A 14,853-nucleotide genomic window follows, 5' to 3' on the forward strand; every position below is an offset into this window, starting at 1 on the left:
GCGTACGACCCGACCGCTACGGGGAGGGCGTTACTCCTCTTCGTCGTCGTCGTCGAGCATCCAGTCGTCCTCGATGGCACGCTGCAGGCGGCGCTCTTCGAGCAGCGACTCGACGCGGCGGCGGGCGCGCAGGGTGTCGGCGCGGCTGGCGGGGCGTGAGCGACCATAGTCGTCGTCGTTGACCGCCTCTTGATAGTCCTGCTCGTCGTCGAGCGCGTCGTTGACCAGGGGTTCACGGCTCATGCAATGCCCTCCCATGACCCAGTGCCATTCGGAATCGCTTCTCGTCCGAATGCGCGGACCCTGAAGCGCCAGCCGGCAACGGCGGTTGCCTGCTGGCTATATATCGCCACCGGCGGCGCAGGGCAATACCCTGCGGCGACTTTTTTTGCCGGTGCGCATCGCCGGGTATCGGGGAGGGGGCCGCTAAAGGCCGTACTCGGCCTTGAGACGCGCCAGTTCCTGCTGCGCCTCGACCCGCTCGGTGACGTCCTTCTGTACGCCGATGTAATAGGTGAGGTTGTCGTCCTTGTCGTAGACGGGGGTGATCGAGAGTTCGTTCCAGAACAGGGTGCCGTCCTTGCGGTAGTTGCGCAGCACCTCGCGGCAGGGGCGCCCCTCCCGCAACGCCTTGCGGAGCACGTCCAGCCCCGGCTGATCGCGATCCCCGTTCTGCAGGAAGCGGCAGTCGCGGTAGAGGATCTCGTCGGCGCTGTAACCGGTCAGGCGCTCGAAACCCTGGTTGACGTAGATCAGAATGTGCTCGTCGCCCTCCTGCTCGGCGACCACGATGCCGTCTGCCGAGGCATCGACGATGCGCTCCAGCAGGTCCGGGCTGATCAAGGGGGATCGTTTCATGCAGGGTTCCTGTCGCGGTTCCCGTTCCGAGCGCCAGGACGACGCCACCGGGGAGCATTGGGTTGTCACCATCATGGCCAGCCACGACCGGGATTTCAACGCACGGTACGCCCGTCGTCTCGCCGGTGTGGCGTTCGTCGAGACGATATCGATCGTGCGTTCGGCCATGGAGGCTCCCCGGCTGGTATCATCGCCGACATCCATTTGTTGCGACGGAGAGGTGACATGTCACGTATTCGCATCCACTACTGCACCCAGTGCCAGTGGCTGCTGCGCAGTGCCTGGTACGCCCAGGAGCTGCTCTCGACCTTCGGCGAGGACCTCGAGGAGGTGGCCCTGGTGCCCTCCCATGGCGGCTATTTCGAGATGTTCCTCGACGACGTTTCTCTGTGGGAGCGCAAGCGCGATGGTGGCTTCCCCGATATCAAGGCCCTGAAGCAGGCGGTACGCGATCGTCTCGACCCGGATCGCAGCCTGGGACATATCGATCGATAAGGCATCATGGCTACGGGCTACGGGCTACGGGCTACGGGCTACGGGCTACGGGCGCCAGATACTGGGGAAGCACCATGACACAGGAACGTCAGGCCATGCTGTTCGGACTGGGCGCGGTGGCGCTCTGGTCGACGGTGGCCACCGCCTTCAAGGTGGCACTCTCCTACATGTCGCCGCTGGAGCTGATGTGGATCGCCTCGCTGGTCTCCTGGGCGCTGATCGGCGGGCTGGTGGTCCGCCAGGGGTTGCTGGGCGAGGCGCTCGGCCGGGGCTGGCGCACCGCCGCCTGGGCCGGGCTGATGAACCCGGTGGCCTACTACCTGGTGCTGTTCGCCGCCTACGACCGGCTACCCGGCCAGGAGGCCATGGCCCTCAACTACACCTGGGCGCTGGCCATGGCCTTCCTCGCCGTGCCGATCCTCGGCCAGCGGCTGACCCGCATCGACGTGCTCGCCGGGCTGGTGGCCTACTCCGGGGTGTGGGTGATCGCCACCCGCGGCGCGGTGTTCGACGTCGCCTTCGCCGACCCGCTGGGGGTCGGTCTGGCGCTGGCCTCGACCCTGCTCTGGGCGCTCTACTGGCTGCTCAACGCCCGCGATCACCGTCCGCCGCTGGTGGCCCAGTGGCAGAACTTCAGCATCGGGGTGCCGGTACTCACGGTGCTGCTGCTGGCCGGGCCGGGCCTGCAGTGGCACGGCTGGGCGGGCCTGGGGGCCGGGGTCTACGTGGGGCTCTTCGAGATGGGCATCGCCTTCGTGCTGTGGCAACTGGCGGTGCACCGGATCTCGCGCACGGCCAGGGTCGCCAACCTGATCTTCCTCTCGCCGCCGGTCTCGCTGGTGCTGCTCTTCTTCATCGTCGGCGAGCCGATCCTGCCGTCGACCCTGGTCGGCCTGGTGCTGATCCTCGGTGGCCTGGGGCTGCAGCAGTGGCAGAAAAGTCCCGCGCCGGCGGCTCAATCCTGATCGGCAGGGGCACCGGAGAGGGTGGCCGCCTCCGCGCCGTTTTCCTCGAGCAGCGGCTCGAGCTCGGGCCAGACGGTGTCGAGGATGATCGGCTGGGCGTCCGCGGTGGGGTGGATACCGTCGTCCTGCATCAGGCCATCTTCCAGCGCCACGCCCTCGAGCAGGAAGGGCACCAGCGCAAGCTCATACGCCTCGGCGAGCCGGAGGAAGACCCCGGTGAAGGCGTCCCGGTAGGCCTGGCCGTAGTTGGGCGGGATGTCGATGCCGAGCAGCAGCACCTCGGCGCCGGCCTCCCGGCTGGCCTCGATCATGTCCGTCAGGTTGGCCTCGAACTGGCCCGGCGGTAGGCCGCGCAGGCCGTCGTTGCCGCCCAGCTCGAGCAGAACGATGTCCGGCGCGTGCTGTCCGAGGAGCTCGGGAAGCCGGTTGGCACCGCCACTGCTGGTCTCCCCGCTGATGCTGGCGTTGACCACTTGCGCCTTCCCGTCCAGGCGTTCCGCGAGCAGACTGACCCAACCCTCGTGCCGTTCGATGCCGTAGGCCGCGCTCAGGCTGTCACCCATCACCAGCAGCACCGGGCGTTCCGCCGCCAGCGCCGGGGCGCAAGCCAGGGCGAGCAACAGGGCCAGCCAGGCGAACGCGAGCCGCCGCACCGGGCCGGCGGGGCGCCACGCATGACCTCGAGACAGAGCGGTGCGAATCAGACCAGCCGGTACCGGAACAGCGCGTACCAGCAAACCAGGGAACCCCTTTACCATGTCCATTACCTCGCGAGCGCATGCCTCACCGATTCTACACACAGATCACCTGATCAAGCAGGTTCAGAGCGGCGAGCGGCGGCTCACCATTCTGAGTGACCTGCGGCTCACGGTGTTCCCCGGCGAGAGCGTGGCGATCCTTGGCCAGAGCGGGGCCGGCAAGTCGACCCTGCTGGGACTGCTGGCCGGGCTCGATGCACCCACCGGTGGCGAGCTCGAGCTGTTCGGCCAGCCGCTCTCGGCGCTGGACGAGGACGGTCGGGCGCGACTGCGCGCCGGCCGGGTGGGCTTCGTGTTCCAGAACTTCCAGCTGCTGCCGACCCTGACCGCACTCGAGAACGTGTTGTTGCCGCTGGAGCTGACGCCGCAACCCGACGCCGAGGCGCGCGCCCGCGACTGGCTGACCCGGGTGGGCCTGGGCGAGCGGCTCGACCACCTGCCCAAGCAGCTCTCGGGCGGCGAGCAGCAGCGGGTCGCCCTGGCGCGAGCCTTCGTCACCGGTGCCGAGCTGGTGTTCGCCGACGAGCCGACCGGCAATCTGGACCCGGCCACCGGCGAACGCATCATCGAGGCGCTCTTCGCGCTCAACCACGAGGCCGGCACCACCCTGGTGCTGGTCACCCATGACCATGCGCTCGCCCGGCGCTGCGATCGCTGCCTGCGCCTGGAGCAGGGCAGGCTGGTGGAAATGACCCGCGACGAGGTGGACGCATGAGCGGCATCGCCTCCCGGGCCATCTCTCCCCTGGCCGGCGCGACGCGGGTGCTGCGGCTCTCGGCCCGCGGGCTGGCCCGTGACCTGCGTGCCGCCGACGTGCGCGCCCTGTTCGTGGCCCTGACCCTGGCCGTGGCCGCGTCCACCATGATCGGCTTCTTCCTCGACCGCCTCGATCGCGGCCTGACTCGTCAGGCGGGGCAGTTGCTCGGCGGCGATCTGGTGCTGGAGCAGAGTCGCCCCTTCGACGCCGCGCTGCGCCGGGACCTGGAGGCAGCGGGCCTGACCCTGAGCGACCAGATCGGCATGGTCTCCATGGTCAGCCACGACGATGCCTTTCAGCCTGCCAGCCTCAAGGTGGTGGACCGGCACTACCCCCTCTATGGCGAGGTCCAGGTCGATCGTGGTCAGGGGCGCGAGACGATCGCCCACGGGCCGGCGCCCGGCGAGGCCTGGCTGGCGCCGCGGCTGGCGTTGCTGCTGGAGGCGGAGCTTGGCGACCGGGTGCGCCTTGGCGAGACCGAGCTCGTCGTGAGCGGCCTGGTCGAGCGCGAGCCCGACCAGCAAGGCGGCTTCGGCAACTTCAATCCGCGGCTGATGATGCATACCGATGACCTGGCGGCGACGAGCCTGGTACAGGATGGCTCGAGGGTCTCCTTCGAACTGCTCGCCGCCGGCCCGGTGGAGGCGGTGGAGCGACTCGCGCCGTTGCTCGAGCGTCTGCGTCGCGACGGGGTCGAGGTCCGCGACGTGCGCCGCGACCGGCCCCAGCTCGGCAATGCCCTGGAGCGGGCCGAGCGCTACCTGAGCCTGGCGGGGCTCGCCGCCGTGTTGCTGGCCGGGGTGGCGGTGGCCATGGCGACCCGACGCTATGTCGACCGTCATCTGGATACCGCGGCCCTGCTGCGCTGCTTCGGTGCCACCCAGGCCGAGCTGACCCGCCTGTTCGCGCTGCAACTGCTGTGGCTGGCGCTGGTGGCCTCGGCGCTGGGGGCCGTACTGGGGCTGGCTGGCCAGGCGGCATTGCTGCGCCTGTTGACCACCTTCCTGCCGCTCACGCTCCCGCCGCCGGGAGCCTTGCCGCTGTGGCTGGGCGTGTTCACCGCCCTGGCGGTGCTGGTGGGCTTCGCCGGTCCGACCCTGCTGCGGCTCAAGCGAGTCAGCGCGCTCAAGGTGCTGCGTCGCGAGCTCGACCCGATGCCGGCCTCCGCCTGGCTGGTGGTGGCCGTGGCGGCCCTGGTGTTCGGTGGCCTGCTGTGGCTCTACTCCGGCGACCTCGGTCTCTCCATCGGCCTGCTCCTCGGTGGCCTGGTGATGCTGGTGGTGCTGTGGGGCCTCGGTGCGCTGCTGCTGTCGGCGGTGCTGCGGCTCGCCGCACGACTCCCTCGCCGGGGCGGCCAGGACGGGGGCATCGCCCAGGCCCTGCGCCTGGGCGGCCAGCAGCTCGCCCGCCGGCGGCGTGCCAGCCTCGGCCAGTTGCTCGCCTTCTCGGTGACCTTCTTCGCCATGGCGATGATCGCCCTGGTGCGGGGCGACCTGTTGACCACCTGGCAGGACCAGCTGCCCGAGGAGACCCCCAACTACTTCGCCATCAACATCCAGCCCGCCGAACGCGAGGCCTTCGAGGGTGCCCTGGGCGACGCCGCCGATGCGCGCAGTGCCCTCTACCCCATGGTGCGCGGGCGCATCACCGCCATCAACGACCGGCCGCCCCGGGAGGTGGTGCCGGCGGAGTCCCGCGGTGACAACGCCCTGCGTCGCGAGCTCAACCTCACCTGGCGCGAGACCCTCCCCGAGGGCAACCGCCTGGTGGCGGGGCGGTGGTTCGACGGAGTTGCCGGGGAGGGGGCGAGCGGTGAGGCCGCCGGCTGGTTCGATGCGGTGGACGCCGAGCCCCGTTCAGGTACCACGACCGAGCGGGTGCCGATCTCCATGGAGGACGGCCTGGCCGAACGCTTCGGGCTCGGGCTCGGTGACACCCTCACCTTCACCATCGGTGGGGCCGAGGTCGTCGGTGAACTGACCAGCCTGCGCGACCTGGACTGGGACAGCTTCCGGCCCAACTTCTACGTGATCTTCCCCCCGGGGGTGCTGGAGCGCTTCGGCCACAGCTATATCACCGCCTTCCACCTGGACGGCGACGACAGCGACACCCTGCGCCGCCTGGTGCGGGAGTTCCCGGGAGTCTCGCTGCTCAATATCGATGCCATCCTCGGCCAGGTGCGCGAGGTGTTGACCCAGGTGACCCGAGCGGTGGAGCTGGTGCTCGGCTTCGTGTTGCTGGCCGGCGTCAGCGTGCTCTATGCCGCCCTGACCGCCAGCCGGCCGGTGCGTGCCCACGAGAGCGGCCTGCTGCGGGTGTTCGGCGCCGGCAACCGCTTGCTCTCCCGGGCCCAGGGGGCCGAATTCGCCATCCTGGGGCTGGCCAGCGGCCTGATGGGGGCGCTGCTGGCCGAGCTCGCCACGGCCGCCATCTACCTGGCCTGGTTCGACCTGACGCCGCGGCTGCACGGCTGGCTGTGGCTGGTGCTGCCGCTGGGCGGGGCGCTCGCGATCGGCACCATCGGCCACCTGCTCTCCCGAAGCCTGCGTCGGCAGGCGCCGGCGGCGAGCCTGGGGCTGCTCGGCGAGACCTGAACCGACGCCCCCCGCATCGACACGGGGCGGGGCTCGGGCTCTCGGGTTAGACTCAACCAGATGAACCGCTCACACCGGAGGTGTTCCGTGCCCGATTCCCGCTGGCCCCTGATCGCCGGGGCCTCCCTGCTGCTGGCCGCAGCATCGGCGCTGGCCGACGATCCCGAGCGCCTGGAGGCCGACCTGCGTGCCATGTTCGGCGGTCACGGCAGTGTCGAGCTCGGCGAGGTCTCCGGGGCGCTGTTGCGCAGCCGTGCCACCGCCGAGGACCTGGTCTTCGAGACCGACGAGGGCGAGCGCCTGCGTCTCGCCCGCTACATCGTCAATGGCGACTACGATAGCCCGCACGAGGTGATCCTCGAGGGGCTGCGGATCGAGGACAGCCTGACCGAGCTGCCGCTGATGAGTGCCGAGCGCATCGTGCTCGGCGAGCCGTCCCGGGCGGTCTTCCCGCTGTATGGCGACCTGGTGCCGGAAGACGTGAGCTTCGGCAGCCTGGCCATCGATGACCTCGTCATCGACCTGGCCTCGGAACTCGCCGAGGAGCTCTTCCAGGGGGCGGCTTTCCGCGGGAGCGAGGGCCGCCTGACCATCGCCAGGGTGCGCGGCGAGTCGCTGGCCCACGACGCCATCGGTATGCTGGAGATCACCGACGTGGCCGGCACCGGGCAGGACCTGGGCGACCTGGGGGCCGGCTCCTTCACCCTCGGCTCCCTGCGCCTGGAGGGGCTGGCCGGGCTGGATGGCGACCAGGAGGAGAGCCTGGCCCTGCTGGCCCTGCGTGACCTCGACATCGCGTCGGACCGTCTGGTGGGCACGCTGGTGGCACTGGATCTCGATGGAGACTTCGGCGATGGCTCGGGCGGCCTGAGCCTCGAGGATTTCCGTGTCGATCTGGCCCGCATGATCGCACTCGCCCCGGAAGAGGAGCGGACCCGACTGCGCATGGCCAGCAACGTGCTCACCGACGGCAGCGGTGAGCTGCGGCTGGATGCCGCCATCCTCGGCAACTGGGAAGAGGAGGGCGGTCGCAGCATCCTGAGCAGCGACAGCCATGTCACCGCCCATGATGCCCTGCGCCTGCACTTCGACATCGAGTTGCCCATGGTGCTGCCCGACGGCGTCGCCCCGGCCGATGTCTTCGCCGATAGCGAGCTGCTCGAGGCGGCCACGCTGCTGGGCGGCGAGATCCATCTGACGCTCGCCGACCAGGGGCTGTTCGCCCGCCTGGCCACCCTGGGCGCCGCCATGGAGGGGGTGACGGAGGCCCAGTACATCGAGCAGCTACGCACCCAGGCCCAGGGGTTCGGCATGATGTTCGGCGCCCAGGTGCAGTCGATCCTGATGGGGCTGGTCGATCTGCTCGAGGGCAGCGCCAGCGAACTGGCGATCGACATCGCCCTGCCGGCGGAGAGCAACCTGGCGACCTGGAGCGGCGATCCCATGGGCGTGCCCGACAAGCTGTCGATGAGCGTCGAGACCCACTGACGCTGTAGCCTGGCTAAAGCCTGCATGAGAAAAGATGGTGCTGCCCATGACGGCCTTTCAAGTGAAAGCCGTCATGGGCTGGGGTATCATGCGGAGCTCAGATTTCTCCCCTGATGCGAGGTTACCCGCCGATGTTCAGCCGTGACATGCAGATTGCCGGTTTCGATGATGCTCTGTTCGATGCGATGCAGAAGGAAAGCGCGCGTCAGGAAGCGCACATCGAGCTGATCGCCTCCGAGAACTACGCCAGTCCCCGGGTGATGGAGGCCCAGGGCAGCCAGCTGACCAACAAGTACGCGGAAGGCTATCCCGGCAAGCGCTACTATGGCGGCTGCGAGTACGTCGACATCGTCGAGCAGCTTGCCATCGACTACGCCAAGCAGCTGTTCGGTGCGACCTACGCCAATGTCCAGCCCCATTCCGGCTCCCAGGCCAACGGCGCCGTCTTCCAGGCGCTGGTCAAGCCGGGCGACACCGTGCTGGGCATGAGCCTCGACGCCGGCGGCCACCTGACCCACGGCGCCAAACCCAACTTCTCCGGCAAGCACTACCACGCCGTGCAGTACGGCATCGACGAGAACGGTCGCATCGACTACGACGAGGTCGCCAGGCTCGCCCGCGAGCACCGGCCGAAGATGATCATCGCCGGCTTCTCCGCCTACTCCCAGATCATCGACTGGGCGAAGTTCCGCGAGATCGCCGACGAGGTGGGCGCCTATCTGCTGGTCGACATGGCCCACGTGGCCGGCCTGGTGGCCGCCGGTGTCTACCCGACCCCGCTGCCCCACGCCCACGTGGTCACCACCACCACCCACAAGACCCTGCGCGGCCCGCGCGGCGGCCTGATCCTGTCCAGTGAGGGCGACGCCGACATCGAGAAGAAGCTGCAGTCTGCGGTCTTCCCGGGCATCCAGGGCGGTCCCCTGGAGCATGTCATCGCCGCCAAGGCGGTGTGCTTCAAGGAGGCCATGGCAGCGGACTTCAAGGCCTACCAGCAGCAGGTGGTCAAGAACGCCCAGACCATGGCCGGGGTGTTCATCGAGCGTGGCTTCGACATCGTCTCCGGCGGCACCGAGGACCACCTCTTCCTGCTCTCGCTGATCAAGCAGGGGCTGACCGGCAAGGACGCGGACGCCGCCCTGGGCCGCGCCCACATCACCGTCAACAAGAACGCCGTGCCGGGCGATCCCCAGAGCCCCTTCGTCACCTCGGGCCTGCGTATCGGCACCCCGGCGGTCACCACCCGCGGCTTCGGCGAGGCCGAATGCCGCGAGCTCGCCGGCTGGATCTGCGACGTCCTCGACGTCATGGCTGACGGCGATGATACCGCCGCCATCGAGGCCGAGGTGAAGGAGAAGGTCGAGGCCGTCTGCGACCGCTTCCCCGTCTATCGCTGATCGCGTCTCCAAGCGTCCGCAACGCTCCCTCACGCCCCGCGCCGTGCTTCACGGCGCGGGGCGTGTCATGTATGACGTTTTTCATCCCTGGCCCCCTGTCGTGCCGTGCTAACGTGAAACAAGACAACATGTAACCTTTCGTAATCAATCCCGTACTCGAGCCAGGGCTTGCCACGGTGACCATCGATGGCCAGGAAACAGGAAGCTACGGACCTGCAGTGCGCCCTGCGCGCTTGCCGGGGAGCTTTCGCCTCGGTGGGCTTCTTCAGCCTGTTCGTCAACCTGCTGATGCTGGTGCCGGCGATCTACATGTTGCAGATCTACGACCGGGTGCTCACCACCCAGAGCGTCGAGACACTGCTGATGCTCACCCTGGTGGTGGTCTTCCTGTTCGTGGTGATGGGGCTGCTGGATCTGGTGCGATACCGCATGCTGGTGCGTATCGGCAATCGCCTCGACACCATGATCAATGGCCGGCTCTACCGGGCGATGTTCCGTCGCAGCCTGTTCACCGAGGGGCGTCAGTCGGCACAGCCGTTGAGTGATCTCGCCACCCTGCGGCAGTTCCTCTCCGGCAACGGCCTGCTGACCTTCTTCGATGCCCCCTGGGTGCCGGTCTACCTGGCGGTGCTGTTCCTCTTCCACCCCTGGCTCGGGTTCTTCGCCACCGGTGCCGGCCTCGTGTTGCTGGTGCTGGCGGTGGTCAGCGAGAAGATCACCCAACCGCTGCTGGCCGAGGCCAATTCGGAATACATCAAGGCCCAGGAACTGGCCGCCTCCAACCTGCGCAACGCCGAGGTGCTGCACGCCATGGGCATGCTGCCGGGCATCATGGGGCGCTGGTCCCGGTGCCACCACCACTACCTGGCCGGCCAGTCCCGGGCCAGCGATCGTGGCGAGACCCTCGGCAACACCTCCCGCGTGCTGCGCCTGCTGGCCCAGTCGCTGATCCTCGGCCTGGGGGCCTGGTTGGTACTGCGAGCCGAGCTGAGCCCGGGCATGATGATCGCCGGCTCCATCATCATGGGCCGGGCGCTGGCACCCATCGACCGCCTGATCGGCACCTGGAAGGGAGTCGTCGCCGCCCGTGGCGCCTATGGCCGGCTCGATGAACTGCTGGAGCATACACCTGAGGACGCCGAGAGGATGTCGTTGCCCCCGCCACGGGGGGAGATCAGTGCCGAGGGCGTGGCCGCGGCCCCGCCGGGGGGGCTGGTGCCGACGCTGCGTGGCATCCAGTTCGCGGTACCCGCCGGCGAGCATGTCGGCATCATCGGTCCCAGTGCCGCCGGCAAGTCGACCCTGGCCCGGGTGCTGCTGGGCATCTGGCCGCCGCTGGCCGGCACGGTGCGCCTCGACGGTGCCGACATCAGCCGCTGGAACCGCGAGGAGCTCGGGCCGCACATCGGCTACCTGCCCCAGGACATCGAGCTGTTCGACGGCAGCATTGCCGAGAATATCGCCCGCTTCGGCGAAGTGGAGGCGGGCAAGGTGGTGGCGGCGGCCCGCAAGGCAGGGGTGCACGAGATGATCCTGGCGCTGGCCGAGGGCTATGACACCGTCATCGGGGCCGGTGGCGGTCTCTCCGGCGGTCAGCGTCAGCGTATCGCCCTGGCCCGGGCCCTCTACGGCGACCCGGTGCTGGTGGTGCTCGACGAGCCCAATGCCAGCCTCGACGATCGCGGTGAGCAGGCGCTGCGCGCCGCCATGGCTGCCCTCAAGCGCGAAGGGGTGACCCTGTTCGTGATCAGTCACCGCGTCAGCGTGCTGCAGGGCATGGACAAGTTGCTGGTGATGCGTGAGGGGCAGATACAGTTGTTCGGCTCCCGCGAGGAGGTGATGGGGAGCTTTGCCGTCAAGCCGGTATCCCCCAGCGTTGTGGGCAGGACCGGCCAGGGGCAGGCGGCCACGAGGACCGAGGGCCGTGGCAAGGAAGGCGGCAAGGCCCTGGGCGGAGAGGGCAACGATGAAAACCGGGCATGAAGCGAGCGGGTCTCCCCTCGAGTGCCGCGGGGAGCGGGACACCACCGCCTGGCATCCGGCGCTGGAGGGGGAGTACGTCGAGCGGGTGCCGGTCAGCGACCGGGGCTATCGGCACCTGGGCATGCTGGTGCTGGTGCTGGGTCTGGGCGGCTTCGGCGGCTGGGCCCTCACGGCCAGCCTGGCGGTATCGGTGGTGGCGTCGGGCCATGTGGCGGCGGAGTCCTTCCGGCGTACGGTCCAGCACCTCGAAGGGGGCATCGTGCGCGAGATCCTGGTAGCCGATGGCGATCAGGTCGTGGCGGGGCAGCCGCTGGTGGTGATCGACGACACCCAGGCCCGTACCCAACTGCAGATCGCGCGCACCCAGTACCTGACGGGGCGTGCCACCGAGCTGCGCCTGCAGGCCGAACAGCAGGGCGCCGAGCATTACGATATCCCCGTCGATCTGTCGGAAAGCGACCTGCCACGGGTACAGGAGGTACTGGCCGTGCAGCAGGCGCTGTTCGTCGCCCGCCGCCAGTCTCACCGGGGGGCCCTGCAGGCGCTGGATGAGCAGGTCGTGCAGCTGCAGCGCCAGATCGAGGGGCTCGAGGAGATGGTCCGCCTGGGCGACCGCCACGTCGCCTCGCTGCGCGCCGAGGAGGCGGATCTGCGCGGTCTGTTCAGCAAGGGCATGGTCAATAACCAGCGACTGAGGGAGGTGGAGCGCGATCAGCTGGAACTCTCGGGCGAGATCGCCAGTCGCCGAGCCGAGATCGGCCGGCTCGGCTCCCAGATCAGCGAGAACCGCATGCAGCGCGAGATCCGTGTGCAGGAGTTCCACAAGGAGGTGGGTGAGCAGCTTCGCGAAGTCCAGGCCCGCGTCTCCGAGGCCGAGGAGCGCATCACCTCGCTGGCCGATCAGGTGAGTCGCACCACGGTCACGGCGCCGGTGGAGGGCACCGTGGTGGAGCGCCGGGTCCACTCGGTGGGCGACGTGGTGCGCGCCGGTGACCCGCTGCTGGATCTGGTGCCTGTCGGTGACGGCTTCCTGGTCGAGGCACGGGTGCCCAATCGTGATGTCGACCACCTCTATCCCGGTCAGCCGGCAGAGATCCGCTTCACCGCCTTCAACCAGCGGCTGACCAACGTGATCGCCGCCGAGGTGATCTTCGTCAGCGCCGACAGCCAGGTGGACGAGGCCACGGGCGCACGCTTCTACCGGGTACGCCTCAGGGTGACCGACGACGGACGCAAGAAGATGTCCGAGCAGATGCAGCTGCTCTCCGGGATGCCCGCCGAGGTGATGATCCGCACCGGTGAGCGCACCTTCGCCAGCTATCTCATCAAGCCGATCAGCGACATGTTCGCCCGGGCCATCAGGGAGGAGTGAGCGCGGCGTTTACCGCGTCGTCCTTCAGGCAATGAACAGGTCATCAGAGAGCAGGAAGTCGTTGTACCAGATCTCTCGTGCCTCATGATTGCGTGCGAAGACGAAGAACATGCTGTCTGTTGCCGAGCCCACGGAATGCGTCGGCATCTGCGGGTCGCTCATGTTCTCGTCGGGCCGCGTGCTCGTGATGAACCGAGTACCCGGATCGCTGGCATCGAAGAGCAGTTCAGCGGAGTAAGACACCTTGTAGTGGATATCTCCATATGGTCTCGAGGTGTTCTCCTGGTAGAAGATGAACACCATCTCGTTGTCCTCGTCATAGGCCAGGGTTGGCCGACTGGCGCTGTGCGTAGCAGCATGGACCAGCACGGGGTCCTGCCAGTTGCCGGGCAAGCCCTTGATGGCCCAGAGCGCATCCTTGTCGTCCTTCATGGTCATGATGATGGCGTTTCCGTCCCACAGAGCCGCCAGGTGGTTGTCCAGTTTCACCTCGCCGGTGATGGTCTCGATCGTCCAGCCGCTGCCATAGCCGGCGGGCGACGACAGCGTCTCCTTGAAGGCGAACTTCCACAGCCCGGTGGCATCGTCGCCATAGACCAGCCCGACATGGTCGACGCCATTTAGCTGAAAGGCCACGAAGTCGACCTTGTTGTCGCCGTTGCTGCCCGAGGTGGTGCTCGGGCCGCTGTCGATGGTGGACGTCGCCCAGGTGCCCAGGTCGCTGGACGTGGGATAGGCCAGCTTCAACCCCTTTTCGCCTCCGGCCGCCGAGGGGCCGATGAGGGAGACGACCGGGTTGCCGTTCTGGTCGAGGCCGAGCGCCATCTCGGTGTTCCTCTGCCATTCGGCGCCCGTCAGCTTGCCGCCGGACCCGGCGAGCTGGATATTGGCGTCGATCTCGAATGCCTGGGTCTGCTGGTTGTAGGCCAGCTTGAACAGCCGCGGCTGTGTCTCGCTCGGCCCGAAGTTGAGGACGTAGAGGGTATCGGTCGCATCGTCCCAGGCGATGTCGGCACGACGGCCGCTGGTCAACATGGTGGGGCTCGACTTGACCCAGCCCCCCATGGTGCCGGGGTCGGGGAGCGTGCCGTCGAAACGGTAGACATGCCAGCCCGACTGTTCCGGCAGCACCCCCCACCAGGCGCCGGCGTGATAGAAGCTCTTGGTGGCGTTGGTGTGTTCGAAGTTGCGAGTGTCGCTGGTGTTGAACGCCGTGGCGATATAGGAGGTGTCCAGCGGCGGGGGCGGCGGATCATCCGACTGGGTGACGGTGAGGCTGACCGTGGCGGGGTCGCTCAGCAGTTGCCCATCGTAGGCGCGGTAGGTGAAGCCGTCGCTGCCATGGAAGCCATGGTTCGGCGTGTAGGTGATGGTGCCGTTGGCATTGATGGTGATGGTGCCGTTCGCGGGTTGCGTGGCGGAGCCCACCGTCAGCGGGTCGCCGTCCGGGTCGCTGTCGTTGGCGAGCACGGCGATCTGCACGGCGATCCCCTGGGGGGTCGTGGCGCTGTCGTTGTTGGCGACCGGCGGGTTGTTGACCGGCTCACCGCCCTCGATGGTGTACTCGACGATCAGTCGGGGCGGGGTCTGGCCTTCCGCCGAGTTGAAGTCCCAGCCGTCGGAGCCGAGGGGCAGGAAGGCCCAGCCGTGGTTCGCCTGGCCGCTGGCCCACGCCTGCAGGCTGGCTGTGACGTCGAGCTGGGTGGTGCCTGCCGGGATGAAGCCGGTATTCAGGTCGCTCGCGATCATGGCCTCGATGCCGTCGGCCTGGATGCCGTTGTCGAGGCTGGTCCAGGTCGCGGTGTCGCTCCAGGGCAGCAGCATGCGATGGAGCGTCGCCCCGTCTCCCTTGCTGGTGGTCTGAACGACCAGCGTGGCGGAGAGAATGGTGGCGCCCAGCGGAATCTGCCCGCTGCCGCTGCCGAAGATGGCGTCGAAGCGCAGCAGCGTCTGCACCGCGCCGCCCTGGTCGACGCTGTCGACGATCAGGGTGGTCGAGGTCGCTCGGCTCGTCCCGGGCTGCGCCTGGTGCAGATAGGTGTCCACCCCTCCCAGGTAGCCGCCGCTACCGTGCTGGAACTGCACGGTCGTGCTGGCCGGCGGTGGCTCGTCGGCCGGCTCGACGGTGATGCTGACGGTGGCGGGATCGCTGAGCAGCTCGCCGTCGGAGGCGCGATAGGTGAAGC

At 68.3% G+C, this 14,853-nt stretch carries 12 protein-coding genes; 8 read left to right on the forward strand and 4 right to left on the reverse strand.

Translation table 11 applies throughout. The annotated features are described in order from the left end of the window. Positions 1-30: 30 nt before the first annotated feature. Positions 31-243 (reverse strand): PA3496 family putative envelope integrity protein, encoded by a 213-nt coding sequence (locus C1H66_RS17080; protein ID WP_102629086.1) that lies wholly within the window; start codon positions 241-243, stop codon positions 31-33. A gap of 183 nt (positions 244-426) precedes the next feature. Next, a complete protein-coding gene (locus tag C1H66_RS17085) occupies positions 427-858 on the reverse strand; it encodes a PAS domain S-box protein (RefSeq protein ID WP_102629087.1) in 432 nt (143 codons plus the stop codon). Between the two features lie 225 nt (positions 859-1,083). Between C1H66_RS17085 and C1H66_RS17090 the strand changes: the two genes are divergently transcribed. Both C1H66_RS17090 and C1H66_RS17095 read left to right on the forward strand, forming a co-directional pair. Then, complete coding sequence (locus tag C1H66_RS17090) at positions 1,084-1,353, forward strand: Rdx family protein (RefSeq protein WP_102629088.1); 270 nt, start codon at positions 1,084-1,086, stop codon at positions 1,351-1,353. A 74-nt stretch (positions 1,354-1,427) separates the two neighbouring features. Beyond that, positions 1,428-2,318 carry a DMT family transporter gene (locus C1H66_RS17095; RefSeq protein ID WP_102629089.1) on the forward strand — a complete coding sequence of 297 codons (891 nt, stop codon included), beginning with the start codon at positions 1,428-1,430 and terminating at the stop codon, positions 2,316-2,318. On the opposite strand, the gene C1H66_RS17100 is transcribed toward C1H66_RS17095, so the two are convergent. Then, positions 2,309-2,881 carry an arylesterase gene (locus C1H66_RS17100; protein ID WP_306417703.1) on the reverse strand — a complete coding sequence of 191 codons (573 nt, stop codon included), beginning with the start codon at positions 2,879-2,881 and terminating at the stop codon, positions 2,309-2,311. The two genes, C1H66_RS17095 and C1H66_RS17100, sit on opposite strands and share 10 nt — an antisense overlap. 193 nt (positions 2,882-3,074) lie before the next feature. Here C1H66_RS17100 and C1H66_RS17105 point away from each other — a divergent pair, with 193 nt between their 5' ends. From C1H66_RS17105 to C1H66_RS17130, 6 genes are all read left to right on the forward strand, one after another. Then, positions 3,075-3,791 (forward strand): ABC transporter ATP-binding protein, encoded by a 717-nt coding sequence (locus tag C1H66_RS17105; protein WP_102629091.1) that lies wholly within the window; start codon positions 3,075-3,077, stop codon positions 3,789-3,791. Then, positions 3,788-6,427, forward strand: a complete 2,640-nt coding sequence (locus C1H66_RS17110) for an ABC transporter permease (RefSeq protein WP_102629092.1) — start codon at positions 3,788-3,790, stop codon at positions 6,425-6,427. Before C1H66_RS17105 ends, C1H66_RS17110 begins: the two co-directional genes overlap by 4 nt. Before the next feature lie 87 nt (positions 6,428-6,514). Next, positions 6,515-7,915, forward strand: a complete 1,401-nt coding sequence (locus C1H66_RS17115; protein ID WP_102629093.1) for a hypothetical protein — start codon at positions 6,515-6,517, stop codon at positions 7,913-7,915. Between the two features lie 131 nt (positions 7,916-8,046). Beyond that, on the forward strand, positions 8,047-9,312 hold the full coding sequence (glyA, locus tag C1H66_RS17120) for a serine hydroxymethyltransferase (RefSeq protein WP_102629094.1): 1,266 nt from the start codon (positions 8,047-8,049) through the stop codon (positions 9,310-9,312). A gap of 186 nt (positions 9,313-9,498) precedes the next feature. Next, entirely contained in the window at positions 9,499-11,295 is a 1,797-nt protein-coding gene (locus C1H66_RS17125) for a type I secretion system permease/ATPase (protein ID WP_102629095.1), read from the forward strand. Beyond that, complete coding sequence (locus C1H66_RS17130; RefSeq protein WP_102629096.1) at positions 11,279-12,667, forward strand: HlyD family type I secretion periplasmic adaptor subunit; 1,389 nt, start codon at positions 11,279-11,281, stop codon at positions 12,665-12,667. Before C1H66_RS17125 ends, C1H66_RS17130 begins: the two co-directional genes overlap by 17 nt. A gap of 24 nt (positions 12,668-12,691) precedes the next feature. Here the strand turns inward: C1H66_RS17130 and C1H66_RS17135 are convergent. Next, positions 12,692-14,853: Ig-like domain-containing protein (locus C1H66_RS17135; RefSeq protein WP_146010743.1), on the reverse strand; the 2,162-nt coding region annotated here is incomplete at its 5' end.

Source organism: Halomonas heilongjiangensis (genome assembly GCF_002879645.1).
Taxonomy (GTDB): Bacteria; Pseudomonadota; Gammaproteobacteria; order Pseudomonadales; family Halomonadaceae; genus Halomonas; species Halomonas heilongjiangensis.

Coding starts and splice junctions, on each gene's coding strand:
- C1H66_RS17080 (WP_102629086.1), bottom strand. CDS start 243: ATGAGCCGTGAACCCCTGGTCAACGACGCGCTCGACGACGAGCAGGAC.
- glyA (WP_102629094.1), top strand. CDS start 8,047: ATGTTCAGCCGTGACATGCAGATTGCCGGTTTCGATGATGCTCTGTTC.
- C1H66_RS17130 (WP_102629096.1), top strand. CDS start 11,279: ATGAAAACCGGGCATGAAGCGAGCGGGTCTCCCCTCGAGTGCCGCGGG.
- C1H66_RS17085 (WP_102629087.1), bottom strand. CDS start 858: ATGAAACGATCCCCCTTGATCAGCCCGGACCTGCTGGAGCGCATCGTC.
- C1H66_RS17090 (WP_102629088.1), top strand. CDS start 1,084: ATGTCACGTATTCGCATCCACTACTGCACCCAGTGCCAGTGGCTGCTG.
- C1H66_RS17105 (WP_102629091.1), top strand. CDS start 3,075: ATGTCCATTACCTCGCGAGCGCATGCCTCACCGATTCTACACACAGAT.
- C1H66_RS17100 (WP_306417703.1), bottom strand. CDS start 2,881: ATGGGTGACAGCCTGAGCGCGGCCTACGGCATCGAACGGCACGAGGGT.
- C1H66_RS17095 (WP_102629089.1), top strand. CDS start 1,428: ATGACACAGGAACGTCAGGCCATGCTGTTCGGACTGGGCGCGGTGGCG.
- C1H66_RS17110 (WP_102629092.1), top strand. CDS start 3,788: ATGAGCGGCATCGCCTCCCGGGCCATCTCTCCCCTGGCCGGCGCGACG.
- C1H66_RS17125 (WP_102629095.1), top strand. CDS start 9,499: ATGGCCAGGAAACAGGAAGCTACGGACCTGCAGTGCGCCCTGCGCGCT.